General features: G+C 71.4%; 17 protein-coding genes and 2 pseudogenes. 3 read left to right on the top strand and 16 right to left on the bottom strand.

The annotated features are described in order from the left end of the window. Positions 1 to 23: 23 nt before the first annotated feature. From HLH48_RS03670 to HLH48_RS03640, 7 genes are all read right to left on the bottom strand, one after another. Positions 24 to 932, bottom strand: coding sequence for a phage tail protein (locus tag HLH48_RS03670; RefSeq protein ID WP_182996151.1), 909 nt, complete (start codon positions 930 to 932; stop codon positions 24 to 26). Positions 933 to 1,052: 120 nt separating this feature from the next. Then, the gene (locus HLH48_RS03665; protein ID WP_182996150.1) at positions 1,053 to 1,763 is read right to left on the bottom strand and encodes a hypothetical protein; all 711 of its coding nucleotides are present in this window, start codon (positions 1,761 to 1,763) and stop codon (positions 1,053 to 1,055) included. Continuing rightward, on the bottom strand, positions 1,757 to 2,236 hold the full coding sequence (locus HLH48_RS03660; protein ID WP_182996149.1) for a GNAT family N-acetyltransferase: 480 nt from the start codon (positions 2,234 to 2,236) through the stop codon (positions 1,757 to 1,759). Before HLH48_RS03660 ends, HLH48_RS03665 begins: the two co-directional genes overlap by 7 nt. After that, positions 2,233 to 2,577 carry a hypothetical protein gene (locus tag HLH48_RS03655; protein WP_182996148.1) on the bottom strand — a complete coding sequence of 115 codons (345 nt, stop codon included), beginning with the start codon at positions 2,575 to 2,577 and terminating at the stop codon, positions 2,233 to 2,235. The genes HLH48_RS03660 and HLH48_RS03655 overlap by 4 nt, the downstream gene beginning before the upstream one ends. A gap of 136 nt (positions 2,578 to 2,713) precedes the next feature. Continuing rightward, on the bottom strand, positions 2,714 to 3,484 hold the full coding sequence (nagB, locus tag HLH48_RS03650; protein WP_246386801.1) for a glucosamine-6-phosphate deaminase: 771 nt from the start codon (positions 3,482 to 3,484) through the stop codon (positions 2,714 to 2,716). A 22-nt stretch (positions 3,485 to 3,506) separates the two neighbouring features. Continuing rightward, positions 3,507 to 4,268, bottom strand: a complete 762-nt coding sequence (locus HLH48_RS23505) for a GntR family transcriptional regulator (protein ID WP_182996147.1) — start codon at positions 4,266 to 4,268, stop codon at positions 3,507 to 3,509. Between the two features lie 9 nt (positions 4,269 to 4,277). Further along, a complete protein-coding gene (locus HLH48_RS03640) occupies positions 4,278 to 5,210 on the bottom strand; it encodes an N-acetylmuramic acid 6-phosphate etherase (RefSeq protein ID WP_246386798.1) in 933 nt (310 codons plus the stop codon). A 149-nt stretch (positions 5,211 to 5,359) separates the two neighbouring features. Here HLH48_RS03640 and HLH48_RS03635 point away from each other — a divergent pair, with 149 nt between their 5' ends. Next, positions 5,360 to 6,838, top strand: a complete 1,479-nt coding sequence (locus tag HLH48_RS03635) for a sodium:solute symporter (protein WP_182996145.1) — start codon at positions 5,360 to 5,362, stop codon at positions 6,836 to 6,838. Beyond that, a complete protein-coding gene (locus tag HLH48_RS03630) occupies positions 6,835 to 8,103 on the top strand; it encodes an exo-beta-N-acetylmuramidase NamZ family protein (protein ID WP_182996144.1) in 1,269 nt (422 codons plus the stop codon). Before HLH48_RS03635 ends, HLH48_RS03630 begins: the two co-directional genes overlap by 4 nt. Positions 8,104 to 8,113: 10 nt before the next feature. Here HLH48_RS03630 and HLH48_RS03625 read toward each other — a convergent pair whose 3' ends face one another. The 3 genes and pseudogenes from HLH48_RS03625 to HLH48_RS03615 form a co-directional block, all read right to left on the bottom strand. Beyond that, a complete protein-coding gene (locus tag HLH48_RS03625) occupies positions 8,114 to 9,298 on the bottom strand; it encodes a serine hydrolase domain-containing protein (RefSeq protein ID WP_408871444.1) in 1,185 nt (394 codons plus the stop codon). A 258-nt stretch (positions 9,299 to 9,556) separates the two neighbouring features. Continuing rightward, a pseudogene (locus tag HLH48_RS03620) lies at positions 9,557 to 9,865 on the bottom strand (transposase); the annotation flags it as partial. Between the two features lie 9 nt (positions 9,866 to 9,874). Continuing rightward, positions 9,875 to 10,183: pseudogene (locus tag HLH48_RS03615) on the bottom strand (DUF3363 domain-containing protein); the annotation flags it as partial. 43 nt (positions 10,184 to 10,226) lie between these two features. On the opposite strand from HLH48_RS03615, the gene HLH48_RS03610 reads away from it, so the two are divergent. Continuing rightward, positions 10,227 to 11,006, top strand: coding sequence for a cytosine permease (locus HLH48_RS03610; protein ID WP_246386795.1), 780 nt, complete (start codon positions 10,227 to 10,229; stop codon positions 11,004 to 11,006). Between the two features lie 39 nt (positions 11,007 to 11,045). On the opposite strand, the gene HLH48_RS03605 is transcribed toward HLH48_RS03610, so the two are convergent. The 6 genes from HLH48_RS03605 to HLH48_RS03580 form a co-directional block, all read right to left on the bottom strand. Continuing rightward, a complete protein-coding gene (locus HLH48_RS03605; protein WP_182996142.1) occupies positions 11,046 to 12,296 on the bottom strand; it encodes a class I SAM-dependent methyltransferase in 1,251 nt (416 codons plus the stop codon). 10 nt (positions 12,297 to 12,306) lie between these two features. After that, on the bottom strand, positions 12,307 to 12,957 hold the full coding sequence (nfsB, locus tag HLH48_RS03600) for an oxygen-insensitive NAD(P)H nitroreductase (protein ID WP_182996141.1): 651 nt from the start codon (positions 12,955 to 12,957) through the stop codon (positions 12,307 to 12,309). A gap of 93 nt (positions 12,958 to 13,050) precedes the next feature. Next, complete coding sequence (locus HLH48_RS03595) at positions 13,051 to 13,647, bottom strand: hypothetical protein (RefSeq protein WP_182996140.1); 597 nt, start codon at positions 13,645 to 13,647, stop codon at positions 13,051 to 13,053. Then, the gene (locus HLH48_RS03590) at positions 13,644 to 14,102 is read right to left on the bottom strand and encodes a hypothetical protein (RefSeq protein ID WP_182996139.1); all 459 of its coding nucleotides are present in this window, start codon (positions 14,100 to 14,102) and stop codon (positions 13,644 to 13,646) included. Before HLH48_RS03590 ends, HLH48_RS03595 begins: the two co-directional genes overlap by 4 nt. Continuing rightward, the gene (locus HLH48_RS03585) at positions 14,102 to 14,728 is read right to left on the bottom strand and encodes a hypothetical protein (RefSeq protein WP_182996138.1); all 627 of its coding nucleotides are present in this window, start codon (positions 14,726 to 14,728) and stop codon (positions 14,102 to 14,104) included. Before HLH48_RS03585 ends, HLH48_RS03590 begins: the two co-directional genes overlap by 1 nt. Further along, on the bottom strand, positions 14,728 to 18,345 hold the full coding sequence (locus tag HLH48_RS03580) for a packaged DNA stabilization protein (protein WP_182996137.1): 3,618 nt from the start codon (positions 18,343 to 18,345) through the stop codon (positions 14,728 to 14,730). Before HLH48_RS03580 ends, HLH48_RS03585 begins: the two co-directional genes overlap by 1 nt. Positions 18,346 to 18,349 lie beyond the last annotated feature (4 nt).

The raw sequence follows: 18,349 nt of genomic DNA, 5'->3' as shown, positions 1-18,349 counted from the left end.
AATCCCGTGAAACCGTCGCCGGACTACCCGCCCACCCCGGTATAGACGATCCTGTTCAGCATGATCGCCGGCGGCATGTTCTGGCCGCCGCCGCCGCCCGCCGAAGCGATCGTCAGCCCGGTGGAAGCGCCGGCCACCGCCAGGCCCGTCATCGCGGTGGCCGTCTGCGCCGTCGCCTTTTCCTCCACATCGCCGCCACCGGCGAACACCGCGTCGATCTCGCCGCCCGATCCCTGCGGCACGACGAAGCCGCCGCCATGATTGGGCCCATGGCCATGGCCCGGGTCGGTCAGCGCATGGCTGTGGCCCGGATCGGTCACGTCATGCGTGTGGACCGGCGCAAGCTGGCTGCCGCCGACGGCCCCCAGTTGCACGCCATTGATGCCGGACCCCGCCATGGTCACCAGATTGGCGGCGGCCCCGCCCATATTGTCGACACCGAACGTCGCCCGCCCCCGCAGGTCCGGCAGGGCGAAGCTCGTGGCCCCGTCACCCGCGCCATACAGCGTGCCCAGCACGCCGAACAGCGCGGCATAGACGCTCCGGCTGACCACCTGCCCGCAGCAGGGCAGCCACCCGGCCGGCGCCACGGCGCCCGCGTAATCGACGATCGCCCCCACCGGCACCGCCCCGGCCGCCGCCCCGCCGACGGCGCCGACCGGGTCCATGGTCCAGATCTGGTTGCCGGCACTGTCGCACAGCGCAACGGCATAGGCCGCGCCGCCGGCCAGGAAGATATTGCCGAACTGCCCGCCGGCATCGGCCACCACCGGATTGGGGTTCGCCACCGTCAGCTCCGCGTCGGCATAGGTCGCCAGCGGCGTGGTGCTGCCGGTCTGGTAGAAGAACAGTTGCGCGCCGGCACGCGGCACGCCCGTCGCATCCACGCTGAAACTGTTGGGCCAGACAAACCGGGCGGCGGAATACGCCATGCACCTCTCCCCCGCGCCCCTGCGGGCGCGTCATGTTCGGGGCGGTGCCTGTGCCCTGTCGCGGCCCGATCATAGCCCGCCAGGGCCGCTCCGGCAATTCCATTATTCCATCTTGTCTTTTCACCACACCGACGTACCGGCGCCGGAGAAATCATACCCCCCGCCATTCCCGGCGCCATACAGATTGCCCAGCACGCCCGGCGCGTTCGGCGACCCCGCCAGCAGGGCCAGCGCATTGCCCGCGCCGGACATCAGCGCGGCGTTCGACGCCACGGTCCCGCGCGCCAGCGCATTGCCCTGCCCGCCCAACGCATTCAGCAGCGTGCCGGCGGACGCGTTGCCCTGGCTGCCCAGCGCGGCCGCCGCCGAACTGCCCATGTTCGCCAGGCCGGACAGCGCGCCCATGTAGCTGCCGAATTGCTGCCCGGCATAGTTCTGGGCGTAATGCTGCAACGCGTTCAACTGCCCGCCCGACAGCGCCAGCCCGCGCGACGCCGCCGCCTGGTCCAGCGACTGCTCGCCCTGCTGCAACGGAAACTGGTAATAGGGCGTGCCGGCAAAGGCCTGATAGGCCGCCGCCGCCCCCGATCCCTGCCCCGCCTCCCCGCCCAGCCCCAGCAGGCTGGCCAGGCTGTAGAGCGCATTGGTCCCGGTGCCCACATAGGGCGACAGGTTCCGCGCCGTCTGGTCATAGACATTCTGCTGGAACTGCTGCGCCTGGCCATAGGCCTGCGCCTGTTCCCGCGCCGCCCGCGACGCCGCGTCCGATCCGGCGATCCCGCCCGCGATCGACCCCAGCGCCGACAGCCCGCCACCGATCGCCGTCACCATGCGCCGATCCACTTCCCGTACTGGCGTTCCATTTCCACCCATCCCAGCCGGCGGAAGATCGGCCCGACATCCAGCGACCGCCCGGCGGGCCCGACATGCAGCTTGGTGCCGGTGATCATCCGCCGCACCCCGCGCGCGGCCAGCGTGCGCTCGGCCTCGCGAAACAGCCTGATCCCCGCCGTCCAGCGCCGATGCGCCGGCCGCACGTAATACAGGTCGAAAAACGCGTGGCTGACGCTGCGATGATGCAGATGCGGCCAGACCAGCGCCACCAGGTACCCCGCCAGCACCCGGCCCTCGCGCATCGTCAGCACATGCAGCGCCCCGGCCGCCTCCAGCCGCGCATAGGCGTCCAGGTCGGGGTCCAGCGGCGCGCGCTCCTGGTCGCTGGCCACCTCGCGGAAATGCGCCTGCCACAGCGCGCGCATCTCCTCCACCACGGCGCTCCATGGCTCGACGGCATACAGCGTCACGACAGCGTCACCAGCAGCCCGCCCGCCGAAATCGTCAGCGCGCCCGCCGCCCCCGCCTGCGCGGCGACGGCATCGCCGGGTTGCAGAACCCGGCCGATTTCATTGGGACTGTTCCAGGTCTGGCCCGGCAGGATCGTCTGGCCGAAGGTCGTAGCGTTGGCCGGCCCCGCAACACCGCCCGACGGCACCAGGTAAAGCGTGACCGCAACCGGCACGGTGCCGACATTGCACACGCCCAGGCTGTCGATGCGCGCGACCACCCCCGCGGGCGCGGTATAAAGCGCGGCCGTCGCGGCCGGAACGGCCTGCGCGGGGATCAGGGCAACGGGCTGGACGGACATGGCATCGACCTTCGCGCGACACCCCCGCAAGGGGGGCTCGGATGGTGGGCGATGCCTGTGCCCGATGCGCCGTTCTATCGCACGGATGGTTTTCCACACAAGGGAAAACGCAATGCCCCCCCCCCGCGCGCGCCGGTCAGGCCAGGTCCAGCAGCTCCGCCGCCTCGGGGTCCAGCACCACGGTGCAGGCCGGGTGCAGCCGCAGGGCGGAGGCACTGACCATCGGCGTCACCGGCCCTTCCAGCGCGTCGCGCACGATCCGCGCCTTCGCCGCTCCGGTCGCCACCAGCAGCAGCCGCCGCGCCTCCATGATCGTACCCACCCCCATGGTCAGGGCCTGGCGCGGCACGTTCTGCCAGCGATTATCGAACAGGTCCGCATTCTGCCGGCGCGTCGTCTCGTCCAGCTCGACCAGCCGGGTCCGGCTGGCGAAATCCGACGGCGGCTCGTTGAAGCCGATATGCCCCGTCAGCCCGATGCCCAGAAGCTGCAACCCGATCCCCCCGGCGGCGCGGATCGCCTCCTCGTACGCACGGCATTCCCCCGCCGGGTCCGCCGCCGCCCCGTCGGGCAGGCGCGTGCGCTCCGGCGCGATATCGACATGGCGAAAAAGCGCCGCGCGCATATAGGCATGGTACGATCGCGGATCGTCCGGCGCGATGGGATGATATTCATCCAGGTTAAAGGTCCGGCACCGCGCGAAGGACAGGCCCTCATCGCGATGCAGCCCGACCAGCGCGCGATAGATCGCCTCCATGGTGCGGCCGGTGGCCAGCCCCAGCACCGGCTCCGGGGTGGCGCGCACATGGGCGGCGATCCGGGCGGCGGCCTCGCAGCACGCCGAAGCGGCGTCGGGCGCCAGGATGATCTCCATCCGCCCCTGTTCGATCGTGACATGTCGCATCATGCGTCCTTCGCGCTGGCGCCGTTCAGTCCCCGGCCCCATCGGTGCCGAGTTCGACGACGAAATCGTACAGATCGGCCCGATAGGCCGAAAACGTGACTTCCAGCAGCCGCCCGTCCGCCAGGAACGACCGCCGTTCGATCCGCAGGATCGGACTGGGCCGCGCCAGGCCCAGCAATTCGGCCTCCCGCGCGCCGGCCAGCCCGGCGCGGATCCGCTGCAAGGCACGGACGGGCGCCAGGCCCCGCGCCTTCAGCGCGGCATAGAACGAGTCCGCCACCGCCTCCGGCGCCGGCAGGTCCTCCCGCGCGACGATGGCGGTCTCGATCGCCATCGGCTCGCCATCGGCGGTGCGGATGCGCTTCAGCCGCGACAGCGCGGTACCCGGCGCCACGCCCAGCGCCATGGCCTCGTCCGGCCCGGCCGGCCCGCCGCCACGCTCCAGCCAGACCGACCCCGGCAGCCGCCCGCGCGCGCGCATCTCCTCGGAAAACCCCAGCAGCACCGACAGCGGCTGCTCGATCCGCCCCGCGACGAACGTCCCGGCCCCCGGCCGCTGAGTCAGCCGTCCGGTCTCGACCAGCCGCTCCAGCGCCTTGCGCACGGTCACGCGCGATACGCCCGTCATGTCCGCCAGCAGCCGCTCGGGCGGCACCGCGTCTCCCCGGCGCAACGCCCCGCTTTCGATCAGCCGGCTCAACCCGGCCTCCAGTTGCAGATAGAGCGGCTGGCGACTGCCCGCGTCCGGCGCCAGTTCGCGGAACAGCCCGTCACAGGCATGGCCCATCGCGCGCGCTCAGCCCGCCGTGGCGGTCGGGCCGGCCAACGGCAGAATCCGCCGCAGGTCGCCGTCATGGCGCGCCAGCGCCTGCTCGGCCTCGCTGGGCGACAGGCCCGCGCGCACCAGCACGGCGCGCTTCACATTGCCGCCGGCCGCCGCCAGCGCGGCGCGGATCTCGTCGTCCGACCCGCCGGCCAGATCGGCCACCATCCGCGCGGCCCGGCGGTCCAGCTTGTCGTTCATCACCCGCATGTCGACCATCCGCCCGCGATAGGCATGGCCCAGCCGGATCATCAGCGCGGTGGACAGCAGGTTGAGCGTCGCTTTCTGCGCCGTCCCGGCCTTCAGCCGCGTGGAACCCGCGATCACCTCCGGCCCCGTCGCGATGGTAATGCCGTATTCCGCCTCGCGCAGCAGCCGCCCCGCCGCGTTGCAACTGATCCCCACCGTCAGCGCGCCACAGGCCCGCGCGGCGGCCACGGCGGCGCAGGTATAGGGCGTGCCCCCGCTGGCGGCGATGCCGAACAGCACGTCGCGGTCGTCCGGCGCGTGGGCCAGCACCTCCGCCCGGCCGGTCTCCTCCCGGTCCTCGGCCCCCTCGGCGGCCTGGAAGATCGCCTGCGGCCCTCCGGCCAGCAGCAGCACCAGCCGCTCCGCCGGCCAGCCGAAGGTCGGCCCCAGCTCGACCCCGTCCTGCAACCCGATCCGCCCCGACGTCCCGGCCCCGACATAGAACAGCCGCCCGCCCCGCCGCAGGCGCGGCAGCGCGGCCACCACCACCGCCTCGATCTCCGGCACGGCGACGCGCACCGCCGCCGCCGCCGCCATCTGCGCCTCAGCCAGCGCGTCCAGGACCGAGCGTACCGGCCAGAGATCGATATCGGCATAGCGCGGGTCCCGCTGCTCGGTCCCGGCGAGGGGGGCAACTGGCGCGTCGGTCTGGGTCATGGTCATGGTCATCCTGGGGAGGGGGCGGTTGGGTTTGCCACTCTATACCGCATACCGCCGCGACAATACCATTGCAAAACCAATCTCCCTATGGTTCTGTTTTGGTATTAATCGTGCCACGACCCAAGCGAACGGACGCCAGAAACGACATGTCAACGCGCGATCTTCTGGTGATGGGCCTCTATCTCGCTTCCCTGCCGCTGCTGACATTGTGGATGGCCGGCCGGCAGAAGACCGCCCGCTCCTATCTGGGCGGCGGGCACGACCTGCCATGGTGGGGCATCTGCCTGTCGCTGGTGGCGACCGAGACCTCCACCCTCACCGTCGTCAGCGTGCCCGGCGTCGCCTTCCGTCACGGCATGGTCTTCGTCGGGCTGGCGGCGGGCTACCTGCTCGGGCGCTGCCTGGTCGCGTGGCTGCTGCTGCCGCGCTACGTCGCGGGCCACATGCACACCCCGTACCAGTTCCTGGGCCAGCGTTTCGGCGCGACGGTGCAGCGCGCGGTCTCCCTCACCTTCCTGGTGACGCGGGTGATCGGCGAGGCCGTGCGCCTGCTGGCCGGCACGCTGCCGCTGGCCATGCTGCTGGCGGCGTTCCACCTGCCGCACGGCCCGCTGGCCATCATGGGCGCCCTGATGGCGCTGACGTTGCTCTACACGGTGTTCGGCGGGCTCAAGGCCGTGATCTGGTCCGACGTCATCCAGTTCTGCACCTACCTGCTGGGGGCGATCCTCTGCGCCGCGATCCTCTGGCACGGCCTGCCCCCCGGCACGGTCGCCGACCTGGCGCGCGCCGGGCGCTTCCACCTGTTCGACCACGGCACGGCCCTGCTGGCCGACCCGTTCGCCCCGGCCTCGGCGCTGGCCGGCGGCGCCGTCCTGGCCATGGCCTCGCACGGCACCGACCACCTGATGGTGCAGCGCCTGCTCGCCGCCCGCAGCCTGCGCGACGCCAGGCTGGCGCTGGTCGCCAGCGCGCTGGTGGTCGGGCTGCTGTTCGCCGCGCTCTCCCTGCTGGGCATCCTGCTGTCGGCCGCGCCGGCGGCCGGCGCGGCCGGCCCGTCGCCCTACCCGTCCCTGCGCGGCGACGACATCTTCCCCTACTACATCGTCCACGGCGCCCCGGCCGGCCTGTCCGGCCTGCTGGTCGCCGGCATCCTCAGCGCCACCATGGGCTCGCTGTCCTCGACGCTCAACGCCCTGACCAGCGCGGCCATGACCGATTTCCCGGCACAGTGCCGGCGCGTGGCCCGCGCCACCGGCCTGGGCGACCTGTCGCTGGCCCGGTGGCTGACCTGCGCCTGGGCGGCGCTGCTCATCGCGGTGGCGCAATCCTTCGGCCAGGGCGCGACCTCGCTGGTCGTGTTCGGCCTGTCGGTCGGCGCCTATGCCTATGGCCCGATGCTGGGCGCCTTCCTGTTCGGCCTGTTTGCGCCCCGCGCGGACGGCCGGGCCGTGCTGGCGGCCTATGGCGCGACGCTGGCGGCGATGGGGCTGGTCGAACTCTGGGTCCGCCCCGGCGGCCACGCCCTCGCCTTCACCTGGATCGTGCCGCTGGGCGTGGTCCTGTTCTCCGGCTTCGGCCTCCTGGCCTCCGGCTGCCGGCGGTTTCGCAGGGCCGTCACGTGACGCCCCCCCGCCGGACGGTCCTCGCAGGCCTGGCATCCACCCTGGCATCCACCCTGGCCGCCACCCGCGCACGCGCCGACGCCCCCTGCGCCCCGCCAGTCCCGGCACGGGTCGCGACGGGGTTCGACCGCCTGCGCGCCGACGGCTACCGCCTGCTGGCCGGCCACAGGGTGGGGCTGGTCGCCAACCCGACCAGCGTGGACCGCGCCCTGTGCCATATCGCCGACCTCCTGCACGCGGAACCGACGGTCCGCCTGGCGGCGATCTTCGGGCCGGAACACGGGTTTCGCGGCTCGGCCCCCGCCGGCGCGTCCGAGGCGCGCACCACCGACCCGGCCACCGGCATCACCGTCTTCGACATCTACGACAAGGCCGGCGCCCCGCTGGACCGCATCCTCCGGGAGTCGGGCATCGACCTGCTGCTGTTCGACATCCAGGATATCGGCGCGCGGTTCTACACCTATGCCTGGACGCTGCACGACGTCATGCAATCCTGCGCCCGGCTGGCAATCCCCGTCATCGTGCTCGACCGCCCCAACCCGATCGGCGCCGTCGCCCCTTCCGGCCCGGTGCTGCAACCGGCCTTCGCCTCCTTCGTCGGCCGGGCGCCGATCGCCCTGCGCCATGCGATGACGATGGGCGAGCTGGCGCTGTTCTTCCACCGCTACAGCCTCGCCGCCCCCGCCGCGCCGCCGCGCGTGGTCGCCATGCGGGGCTGGTCGCGCGCCCTGTTCTACGACCAGACGGGCCTGCCCTGGGTCGCTCCCAGCCCCAACATGCCGACACTGGACACCGCGCTCGCCTATCCCGGCACCTGCCTGTTCGAGGGCACGGTCCTGTCGGTCGGGCGCGGCACCGCCCAACCGTTCCTGCAACTGGGCGGGCCGGAGGTCGATGCCCGCCCCTGGGTCGCCGCCCTGCGGCAGGCCGGCCTGCCGGGCGTCCTGTTCCGCGAGACCTGGTTCACCCCCAGCGCCCAGGTCGATCGCGACCGTCTGGTCCACGGCCTCGACCTGGTCGTCACCGACCGGCGGCGTTTCGACCCGGTGGCGACCGGCCTGGCGCTGCTCCACACCGCCCGCCCCCTGTGCCGGGGCGCGTTCTGGCGCGCGGACGGGCATATGTTCGACCTGCTCTGCGGCACCGACGCCATCCGCCACGCGATCGACGCGGGCACCGGCCCGGCCACGATCGCGGCGGGCTGGCAGGCGGGCCTCGCCGCCTTCGCGCGGCGCCGCCGCGACGTGCTGCTCTACCGGTCCTGAGGCGCCCGGCCTACGTCACCCCCAACGCCCGCGCCGCGGCGGTCGCCACGTCATGGCGCAACCGGATGATCTGCCTCCCATGGCCGCCATCGGGATGCACCCGGTTGGTCAGGATCAGCACGAAACTGTCGCTGGCCGGGTCCATCCACAGCGAGGTCCCGGTAAAGCCGGTATGGCCGAACGACCCGACGGGAAACAGGTCGCCGCGCGGCGTGGAATAATGGGTGGCGATGTCCCAGCCCAGCCCGCGCAGGTCGGTCCTGTCCGCCGGCTGCTGCGGCGTGGTCATCAGCAGCACCGTCCCGCGCTTCAGCGGAAAGGCGCTGCCCCGCCCCGCCCGGCGGTCCAGCAGGGCCTGGGCATAGGCCGCCATGTCGTCGGCGTCGGAAAACAGCCCGGCATGGCCCGCGACCCCGCCCATGCGCCGGGCCGTCGGGTCATGCACCACCCCGCGCAGCATCACGTTGCCGTCGTCGAACTGCGTCGGCGCGATCTCCGGGCCCAGCGCGGCATCGGGGCGAAAGCCGGAATGCGCCATCCCCAGCGGCGCCAGGATATGCCGCGCGGCATACCGGTCCAGCGGCAGGCCGCTCACCGTCTCCACCAGCAGCCCCAGCGTGATGAAATTGATGTCGCTGTAGACGAACCGCTCGCCGGCCGGCCGGTCGGGGCGCGCCGCCATCACCCGGCGCACCGCCGCGTCCCGGCCCTGCCAGGGCGTGGCCAGGTCCAGGTCGGGCGCCAGGCCGGAATAATGGGTCAGCAACTGGCGGATGGTGATGTCCTGCTTGCCGGCGGCGGCAAAGGCCGGCAGCCGCCGCGCCACCGGCTCGTCGAGCGTGAAGGCGCCCTGCTCCCACAATTGCATCACCGCCGGCGCGGTGATCGTCGGCTTGGTCAGCGACGCCATGTCGAAACGCGTGGTCCAGCTTTCCGGCTCGGGTGCCGGCAGCAGCGCCCGATGGCCACGGACCCCGCGATAGACGATCCGCCCGCCATGCCCCACCGCCGCCACCACGCCCGGCACGTCGCCGCGCGCCACGGCGTCCCGCAGCAGGCGATCCACCGGCGCGAAATCGGCCCCGGCGCGCGACGCGCAGCCCGCGCCCCCCAGCGCCAGGCCCAGCATCCCGGCGCCGCGCAGCATGGCGCGCCGGTCCGGGTCCCGAGGAGACGCCTCAGCGGGCATCGACATGGGCAAGTGCGTCAAGAATCTCCTCCTCCACGCGGGTAAAATAGGAATAGCGGCCCGGCCGCGTCGCCGGTCGCCATGCGGGCGGAATCCTCCAGTGACCGTCCAGGCGGACGGCATGGTCCTGCCAGGCCCTGTTCGCTCGGGCAATAAGGCGGATCCGGGGGCACGGTCTGGCCGATACCAACATTCACTTCAAATTGCGATCCAACACCCACAAAATGATAGGACGTATGCATAAGAGCCTGATTCGAAAGTTTCTCAATCCTGACAATGCCTTGCGGTCCGTCGTGTAAGCATACGGATTGAGGCGATCAGTGTCCATGCGGTTGATGAGGCGATGGACTTTTCCCAATCCTTGGCAAGCCGCCTGCAGCGACCAAGCCACGCGACTGTTCGCTCAACCACCCAGCGGCGCGGCAGGAGTTCAAAGCCCTTCGCTGTGTCCGACCGCCTGATGATTTCCACTGTCCATTGTCCCATGTCGGCAAGCGCGGAACGCAGTTTATCTCCAGCATAGCCACCGTCGGCAAAGATGTGGCGTAGCCGGGGGAAGCGTCTGCGTATCGCCATCTCCTTCTGGCGCTGCCTGCCGATCTCCGGCCGCCAGGGCACCAGCGAGAATTCATGCCCGCTCTCCATTACAGCAAAGCACCCGCTGGCCAGATCGACCGGGCCTTTCATCGTGCCCTGGATGGTTTCGAAACGATCAAGCGGACGCCACAGCTTTCCCCGCTTTTCGGCCATGGCCTGTCCCACCCGTTCCACCTCCCGCCCTTCCAGCGTCGCCAGCAGGTTCTTCCGGTAGCGGACCATGCCCTCCGGGGTGAGGCTGGCATCGCCACGGTCGATCAGGGCTTTTTGCCGTCTGGCCAGCCTGCGCCTCACCGGCCAGGCGCACGCCGGCTCCCTGGCACCGCTGCTCAGCACGATGATGCTCACCGTTTCGTATTTCTCCGCGCCGATCCTCAATTTCGGCGATTTCGCGCGCTACGGCCGGTCCCGCGCCGACATCACGCGCGGCAATCGCTGGGGCCTGCCGGTCAATTTCCTCGCCTTCATCGCCCTCACCGTCTCCACCATCGCCCTGACCGGCCCGGCGCTGGGCGCGCGCCTCACCGACCCGGTGGAAACGGTCGCCCGCACCGACAGCGCCACGATCATCGTCCTCGCCATCCTGGCCTTCATGCTCGCCACGGCGGGCATCAACGTCGTCGTGAACTTCGTGTCCGCGTCCTTCGATTTCTCGAACATGGCACCCGACAGGATCGGCTGGCGGGCGGCAGGCACGGGCGCGGCCCTCTTTTCCATCCTGCTGACGCCGTGGAACCTCTACAACAATCCGCTCGCCATGCATCTCACGCTGGATGTCCTGGCCAGCCTGATCGGCCCGCTCTACGGTATCCTGCTGGCCGATTATTTCCTCGTCGGCGGCGGCCGCATCACCGTCGCCGATCTCTATATCCACGATGCGACAAGCCGCTACTGGTATCGCAACGGGGTCAACCCCGCCGCCCTGCTCACCCTGCTCCTGTCCGCCGGCTGCGCGAACCTCGTCCTGTTCACCCGGCTCGCCGGCGCGTTTCCCGGCCTCTCCTGGTTCGTCGGCTGCCTCGCCGCCACCCTCGCCTATCCGCTGCTCAGCCGACGGCGGACCGGCGGCGCACCATTCCGCCATGGCCCGGCCACCAGCCCCGACGAGCTGCGCTGATATGCCGACATATCGTAATGTCCCGTTTCGCGGGCCTCCTTATCCGACCGCCCGCAGCAACAACCGGTTCAGGCTTTCCAGCACGGCAAACCCCACGCGCCAGACCGCCAGGAACCTCGCCTCGTCCATCCCCGATTCAGCCATCAGCGCGCCCACGCTGCGCACGCCGTCCACCAGGGGCAGGATGGCGCGCATCCGCGGCGGCACCGGCACCGGCACGGTCAGCGTGCCGAAGGCGAAGGGCAGCACCCCGTCCGGGCGGATCTGCCGCGCCAGCTCGGCCCCCGGCATCTCGCGCATCACCGGCACCGCCTCCGGGTCGCAGCAATCGGGCGGCACGGCCCGCGCCCCCTTGCGCACCACATAGGCGACATGGGTGGCCATGTTGCCCGTCAGCGCCTCGGCCACCCGCGCCCGCTCGCGCCGGCTCAGTTCCCCCACCCGCGCGCGCAGCTTCGGATTGGGCAGGAACAGCGCCGGATCATACCGCGCCGGCTCCATCAGGCACGACGCCTCCAGCCCCGCCGCATCCAGCAGGTCGAGAAAATCCGTGACGGTATAGGCCCGGTCGCGCGGATTCAGCAGCAGGTCGTACAATCCGGCATCCCCGCCGGTCAGATGATCGCCGAAATTGCCGTTCTGGCGCAGCCACGCGGTGGCCGGCAACGCGGCCATCACCCGCCTGGCGACCCCCAGCCGCTCCGCCGGCGCCTCGCCAAGCGGCGCCAGGGTCTCCAGCGCCTCCTGCACCATATAGACCCCGGTCCGCCCATAGGGGGCATAGACCATCAGCCCCATCCCCCCGCCGGGCGCCAGCACCCCCACCAGCCCGCGCAGCGCCGCCGGCGGGTCGGGCAGATGATGCAGCACGCCGCAGCAATCGACGTAGTCGAACACCCCCAGCCCCAGCGCGTCCAACGCGGTCAGCGAGCCCTCGACGAAGCGGATATTGGCCAGCCCCCGCGCCTCCGCCCGCGCGCGGGCAATGCCCAGCGCCCGGGCGGAGCGATCGACGCACACCACCTCGCCGGCCCGGCCGGCGCGCGCCATGTGGGTGGCCAGCATGATCGCGCCGTCCCCGGTGCCGCACCCCGCGACCAGCGCCCGCAACGGCACCGCCTGCGGCCGCCGGGCGCCGAACACCCAGTAATCGATCTCCCGCAGATGGCTGGGGCTGCCGATCAGCAGCCGCTTCGCCTCGTCGCGCGGATCGCGCGCGGGATAGGGATAGGCCTCGTACTGCGCGGCCAGCTCGGCATCGCGCGCATCGGCGCCGGACAGGGTGCTCATGGCAAACGCATCAGGCGCGCGAGAACACCACATCCGCCGCCAGGCGCGATTTCGGCAGCCTGGCATTGAAGTCGGTCTCGGCATGATAGCCCAGCGACACGATCACCGCCGGCGCCAGCCCCTTGTCCGCCAGGCCGAAGGTCGCGTCCAGCGCCCCGGCATCGAACCCTTCCATCGGCGTCGCATCCACCCCCAGCGCGCCCGCCGACAGCAGCAGGAAGCCCAGCGCGATATAGGCCTGCTTCTGCGTCCAGGCCGGCAGGTCGCCCGCCTCCTCATGCAGCGTCACATAGCCGCCGCGCGTCTTGCGCTGGCCCTCGCGCGCCTCCTCGCTGGCAAAGCGGCCATCCGCCTGCTCCTGGTCCAGCACGGCCAGCAGATGCGCCGGCGGCAGGCTGGTCCGCGCGCACAGCAGCACGACATGCGAGGCATTGAGGATCTTCGACGTGTTATAGGAAAACGCGCCCGTCGCCCCCGTGGCGATCCGCGCCTTGCCGGCCTCGTCGTCGGCGACGATGAAGTGCCAGGGCTGCGCGTTGACCGACGACGGGCTGTCGCGCAGCGCCGCCATCAACTGCGCCACGACCGCGTCGGGCAGCCGGCGCCCCGAATCGTAAGCCTTGGTCGCGTAGCGCTGCCTGAGAACCGTGCTCAGATCCATGTCCGGTCACCCCGTCATTGTTTTCGATCGGCGAAGGTGGGCCGACGCGGGCCAGCCGGTCAAGAGCGGAAGGCCGCGTGCCCCGCCAGGCCGCTACGGCACGGCCTCGATCTGGAACCAGGTCGTGACGTCGGCCGAAAGCGTAAAAGCCAAGGCGGAGGCATAGGAAACGGCAACCGTATCGCCCGGTGCCACGGCGATGACGCCCGACATGCCGGTCGCCCCGTTATTGTTGTAGCCCGACGGCACCGAGATCCTGAACGACCCGGTCGCCAGCAGCCCGTTATGCAGCACCACGAACTGGTTGCTGCCGATGCCCGTCTGCCCCACCGACAGCGACACCCGCACCCGGCTCACCCCGGCGGGAATCGTGAACTGCCCCGGCGCGGCGGCGGACCAGAACGACGCGGTATCGACGATCTTCCTGTTCCACACCTGCATCTGCGTGAAACTCCCGCCAGTGGCCGCCATCGACACCGCCGCGGAGACACCGACCATCGCCCCGCTCCAGGCCGGTCCGCTGGCGCCGCAGGCAAAGCTTCCGGTCGCGGGCACGTAGTTCAGGTGGTTGCCGCCGCTGTCGGGGCAGGCGGGCATCTCGCCATGGCCCACCGGCCCCGCCACCTGCGCCGCCGCCGGCCACGGCGCCAGCGCCAGCGCGCCGGCCAGGATCAGCACGTCTCTGTTCATTCCGAATACCATTGCGTTGCACTGTTCTGCCAGAAGGTGGCGCCCCCGCCGGGCACGATCACCGCCGGCGCCCCCGCCGCCAGCGCGTCGATCACCCCGCCCGCGGGCGGATAGACCAGCAGCGCCGCCACGCCCCGGTTCAGCACCCGGCGCCCGGTGCCCACCGGCCCCGCCACCAGCACCGCCCCGCTCCCGGCCGCGACGGTGGTGAACAGGCTGACATCCGACGCCACGGCGGTCGCCGTCCCCTGCCCGTCGCCCGCCGCCGCCAGGCTGCCGGCGAACGACGCGGCGGCGGGCGTCCAGGGCTGCCACGCGCCGTTCCACACCTGCATCTGCCCGGTATCGGTGGCGTAATAGAGGCCCAGGCACCCCGCCGGCAGGCTCGGCGCCGCCGGCCGCGCGGCGATCGGGCCATAGCCGAGATAATCGGTAATCAGCGTGCTGTTGCCCATCAGATCGGCACCCCGATAGTCTGCCCCGCCGGGTCGGACAGCATGCCCACCGGCGCGATATCCCCATTGACCAGCGGCAGCATGCCCCCGCCGCCCACCTGTCCCAGCGCCTGCCCCAATGCCAGCCAGCCAGCGGCCGTCCCGGCCCCCGCGCCCTTGGCCCACACCGCCCCCGCCGCCCCGCCGTCGCGTTGCAGGAAGACATCGCCCACCCAGCCCGCGACCCGCCCTTCCGGCCCGCCGAACCCGTCCATCACCCGCGCGCCATGATGCAGCACCAGCACATCCGCCGGCCGCCCCGGCCCGGCCGGCAAGATGGGCGCACCGACCACCGCCGGGCGCGGCACCGCCGCCAGCAGCGCCAGCAGCCGCTCCCCCCGCGCCGCGACCGGCGCGGGGGGCGGAAACGACGCCGGCAGAACGACCGGGGCTGCGCCGCCGGCCGCAATCTCCCCCACCGGCACCCCCAGCGCCCCGGCGATCACCGCGACATTGCGGATCGACCCGCTGGACCCGGCCTGCAACCGGGCCAGAAACTGATAGGCCGCGAGCGTCAGCCGGCCGGTCGCGCTCTCCACGAACGGCCAGTCGCCCACCGGCAGGGTCTGGCGCGGCGCCGCCGGCATCACTCCATCCCCGTTTCGGTATCGAGATAGAACCCGATCAGGCTGCGCCGCACCGGGTCGGTCACCTGAAGCCGCAGCACCCGCTGCCGCGCCTGCCCCAGCTTCAGCCAGCGCAGCCGCGTCAGATACGCCCCCTGCCGCCCCAGCGACCGCCACAGCCGCAGCGCGCTCCAGGTCCGCGCCCCGTCATCCGACCAGTCCAGCATGATCCGCGGCTCCACCCCGGGCGGCTCGCCCACCGCCGCACCGGGCGCGTCCGCGACCGCGCTGCCCGCCGGGTTCGACCCGGCGGGCACGATCGCCCCCGTCAGCGCGAAACCGCCCCCCGTCCCGCCATTATCGGCAAAGGCCGCAACCGGCGCCCCCGCCGCCACGGTCAGAAACACCGGCGGCGCCACCCCCAGCACCCGCGACCCGTCAGACCCCAGATAGACCGCCCCACCGGCACTATCCGCGAACAGCGCCCGGTTCGCCGCCACCGACAGGTCGACGAACGCCCCCGGCGCGGCCACGAACAGGTCGGCGATCCGCGCGGTAGCAAAGGCCAGGCTGCCGAACCGCGTCTGGTACTGGGTCCCGGCCGGCACGGGATACGTGCCCACCGCCGTCTGCCGCATATTGCCGCAGATCGTCACCACCGGCCCGCTCACATAGGCCACGGCATTGAAATCGCTCCACGGCCCGACCGTGTAGCCCGCCCAGTCGCCGGCGGCATAAGCCTCGCCCGAAACCGGCGCCCCGATCTGCGTCGCCCGCCCGGCGGCATAGCGAAACACCCGCACCGTGTCCCACAGGCTCGCATTGCCCCGGTTGGCCGCGCTGTCCGACAGCCCGACCAGCAGGAACGACACCAGCCACTCGCCGCTCGCCCCGATCGGCGCCAGCCCCGGCTGGCCGCCATACACATCGCTGCCCCCCGGCCGCCCATCGGCGATGAACGCATATTCGTCCGCGAACGGAATCTGCGCCGCCCCTGTGGAATCGGTCCAGTTTTCATTATCGATCGTGTACATCGGCAAGGTGCCCGACCATCCCGTCAGGGCATTGCCGGCCAGCCGCGCCGCCAGCGCGTCGTAACTCACCACCCCCATGGCGATCCGCACCATCGCCCCATCCGGGCAGGCCGGCCCGATCACCCCGGCCAGCTCCGGGTTGGCGTTCCCGCCCGCCACCGCATTGGCCGCGATGTCGCCCCGGCTGAAATACAGGTAATGGTTGGTCCCGCCCTGCCCGTCCGGCAGAAAGAACCCGACATTGCCGTTATAGCCATGGCGGGTCAGCAGATGCGTCCCCAGTTGCGCCGGATAGGCGTATTTGAACACCGGCACCTGGCACGCCGCCCACGCCGCGCTGTTGCCCAGCGCCGGATACAACCCGCCAAACCCGCCCGACCGCGCCGCCCCGCCGACGATCTGCGCGATACTGGGAAACACCAGCACCACGCGCGGCACCGCCGGATAATCGACCTGATAGGACAGGATCGGATCGTCGATCGTCTGCGCCCCGGCCAGGAAACATTGATTGGCGCCATAGATCGGCCCCGGCCCGCCAACGGCGTTGTAGACGAATCCCGCGAACCCCGGCGCAACCCCGCCACCGGCCTGGTACAGCGCGATGCCCTCCCACACCGCGCCGTCGCCCACCCCCACCGCCAGATACTGCCCCCGCAACAGGACCGAGACCGCGTTGAGGCCGAAATTCACCATATCCAGCCCCGGCGCCACGCCCAGGATATCCGCCCGCACGCCGGCCGCCGCCAGCGTCCACGCCACCGTCCCCGCGGGCGACACGGCATTCACCGCCCCGCTGCCCAGCGAGACCATGTTCCCGTCCCGGTCCGGCATGCAGGATGCGTTCGCCCACCCGTTATAGGTCGCGGTCGACCCGGCCGTATGGCCGCCGAACTGCGGCGCCGCCAGCAATCCCGCCCCGCCGGCCCCGTTCCACGGCGCGACCCGCCAGCCCTGCCCCGCCGGATTGCCGATCGGCGCCGCCGACGACCAGGCGACCGAAACCGGCGCCAGCGCCACCCCCCCGGCATAAAGCTGCACCTGCCGCTCCCCCGGCGACAGCGACAGGATCAGGTTCACCCACCCCGCCCCCCAGCCGGCGAAACCGTAGGATGCCGTCACGATCGCGGCCCCCCGCGCATCGGCCGCCCGCACCACGATCTGCGCGCCCGCCAGCGTATCGTCATTGGCCACGCCGATGAAAAAGCCCGGCTGGCCGCCCGTCGCCGCGCCATTGCCCAGCATCAGCCCGCGCGGCGCGCCGTCATCGGGCAGGTCCACCCACAGGCTGACCAGCAGATTGGCCAGCCCCGCCGCCATGCCCTCCGGCGCCGTGGCACGCGCCAGCGCGCCGGGCGTCGTCACCTGCACCCCCTGGGGCTGATAGACCATGCCGGGCGCCGCCGGCCCCGCCGGCAGGCCCACCCCGGTCTCCACATCCAGTTCGAACCGCCGCATGAACACGCGCCCGCGCAACGCCTGCACCGGCGGCGCCGCCAGCAGCCCGCGCATGGTCGCCCCCAGCTCGGTATAGACCAGCGGGTTCAACACCCCGACCACACCGCTCAGGCAATCGCCCACCAGCACCCGGCCATGGGCCATGAGCGCGCAGTTCGCCCGCCAGCGGCCGATCGAACTGTCGGCCCCGCCCCCGGTCCACGATTCCCGCTCGTGCCACAGCCCGGTCGCCACGTCATACACCCAGGTCGCCGCCGCCGAGGGAAACAGCACGGTGACGAATTTATGTCCCTCCAGCGTATAGCTGAAACAACGCGCATCCCCCCGGGTCGGATAGGCCTGCCACGCCCCCTCGATCGCATGGGTCGAGACCCGCTGCGGCTGATACCCCGCCAGGCGATAGAACATCCCGTCATCGCCCAGGAAAAAGAGCGTATTGTCCTCCAGGCACTGCGCGTGCGGCCCGGCGATCCCCCGCTGGATGAACGCGCCGTCGAACCGCTGGAACGGAAAGGACGGCGCGGCATTCCCCGCATCGTACCACACCTCGGTCCGCGCCGCGCCGAACAGATAGAGCTGCTCGTGCGAATTCACGATCGCCAGCAGCGGGTCGGCCGTCGCCTCCTTGGCGGCGAACATCGTCCCGTCGAACGGCGTCACCGCCTCCTGCGGCGACAGAAAGAATTCCTGCGTCCCGGCGCGGTTGAAAACGAAATAGGTATCGAAATAAACGACCGAATCCGCCGGATAGAAATTCTCGTCCACGATCCGCCGGACACCGCCGGCCACCGAATAGCACCAGCCGGATTCCCCATCCACCCACACCAGGTCGGTGCCGTTGGTATCCATCGACACCGGCCCCGTCACCCAGGTCGCGCCCAACGCCACGCTCGACCCGTCCGCATCCACCCGATACAGCGCCTGCCCCGAGACCACATACAGCGCCCCGCCCATCAGGCACATGCCCCATACCGGCCCCGCCCCGCATTGCGCGAACGCCACCATGCCCGGGCACCCCCACACCGGCACCGGCGTCTTCGCATCCTTCGGCGCATATTCGGCATAGAAATTGACGCAACGCTGCGCATCCAGCGCCAGCGCGTGCGCCTGGTACGATTGCGCGGCAAACGCCACCTGCTGCACCGCCATCGCC

The organism is Gluconacetobacter sacchari (genome assembly GCF_014174255.1).
GTDB classification, from domain to species: domain Bacteria; phylum Pseudomonadota; class Alphaproteobacteria; order Acetobacterales; family Acetobacteraceae; genus Gluconacetobacter; species Gluconacetobacter sacchari.
The sequence above is the reverse complement of the archived record's forward strand: the minus strand, read 5'-3'. Positions and strand labels throughout refer to the sequence as shown.

Coding starts and splice junctions, on each gene's coding strand:
- HLH48_RS03670 (WP_182996151.1), bottom strand. CDS start 932: ATGGCGTATTCCGCCGCCCGGTTTGTCTGGCCCAACAGTTTCAGCGTG.
- nfsB (WP_182996141.1), bottom strand. CDS start 12,957: ATGGATCTGAGCACGGTTCTCAGGCAGCGCTACGCGACCAAGGCTTAC.
- HLH48_RS03665 (WP_182996150.1), bottom strand. CDS start 1,763: ATGGTGACGGCGATCGGTGGCGGGCTGTCGGCGCTGGGGTCGATCGCG.
- HLH48_RS03655 (WP_182996148.1), bottom strand. CDS start 2,577: ATGTCCGTCCAGCCCGTTGCCCTGATCCCCGCGCAGGCCGTTCCGGCC.
- HLH48_RS03640 (WP_246386798.1), bottom strand. CDS start 5,210: ATGACCCAGACCGACGCGCCAGTTGCCCCCCTCGCCGGGACCGAGCAG.
- HLH48_RS03635 (WP_182996145.1), top strand. CDS start 5,360: ATGTCAACGCGCGATCTTCTGGTGATGGGCCTCTATCTCGCTTCCCTG.
- HLH48_RS03605 (WP_182996142.1), bottom strand. CDS start 12,296: ATGAGCACCCTGTCCGGCGCCGATGCGCGCGATGCCGAGCTGGCCGCG.
- HLH48_RS03625 (WP_408871444.1), bottom strand. CDS start 9,298: ATGTCGATGCCCGCTGAGGCGTCTCCTCGGGACCCGGACCGGCGCGCC.
- nagB (WP_246386801.1), bottom strand. CDS start 3,484: ATGATGCGACATGTCACGATCGAACAGGGGCGGATGGAGATCATCCTG.
- HLH48_RS03590 (WP_182996139.1), bottom strand. CDS start 14,102: ATGGGCAACAGCACGCTGATTACCGATTATCTCGGCTATGGCCCGATC.
- HLH48_RS03585 (WP_182996138.1), bottom strand. CDS start 14,728: ATGCCGGCGGCGCCGCGCCAGACCCTGCCGGTGGGCGACTGGCCGTTC.
- HLH48_RS03580 (WP_182996137.1), bottom strand. CDS start 18,345: ATGGCGGTGCAGCAGGTGGCGTTTGCCGCGCAATCGTACCAGGCGCAC.
- HLH48_RS03610 (WP_246386795.1), top strand. CDS start 10,227: ATGATGCTCACCGTTTCGTATTTCTCCGCGCCGATCCTCAATTTCGGC.
- HLH48_RS03595 (WP_182996140.1), bottom strand. CDS start 13,647: ATGAACAGAGACGTGCTGATCCTGGCCGGCGCGCTGGCGCTGGCGCCG.
- HLH48_RS23505 (WP_182996147.1), bottom strand. CDS start 4,268: ATGGGCCATGCCTGTGACGGGCTGTTCCGCGAACTGGCGCCGGACGCG.